The organism is Marinobacter iranensis, from assembly GCF_029207565.1.
GTDB lineage: Bacteria > Pseudomonadota > Gammaproteobacteria > Pseudomonadales > Oleiphilaceae > Marinobacter > Marinobacter iranensis.
Window position 1 is genome coordinate 1 of sequence record NZ_JANCMW010000075.1, and the last position, 288, is coordinate 288.

1 protein-coding gene is annotated in these 288 nt (G+C 65.6%); it reads right to left on the reverse strand.

Translation table 11 applies throughout. The features are described 5' to 3' along the window. On the reverse strand, nt 1-288 hold a 288-nt coding region (locus NLU14_RS21510; protein WP_476738660.1), incomplete at both ends, for a tRNA ligase subunit PheS family protein.

Below are 288 nucleotides of genomic sequence, written 5' to 3' on the forward strand. Positions count from 1 at the left end.
GGGATGACGATGCGGATCGGCGGCTTCTGCACCTCCATGGTGCGGATCTGCACCGGAGATGTGTGGGTGCGCAGGAGCTTGGCCTCGTTGCCCTCGGCCGCCTGCAGGAAAAACGTGTCGTGCATCTCGCGCGCCGGATGGCCGACGGGGAAGTTGAGCGCGGTGAAGTTGTAGTGGTCGGTCTCGATGTCCGGCCCCTCGGCGATCGAGAAACCCATGTCGCCGAAGATGGCGGCGATCTCGTCGATGACCTGGCTGATCGGATGGATGCGGCCGCGTTCGGCCGGC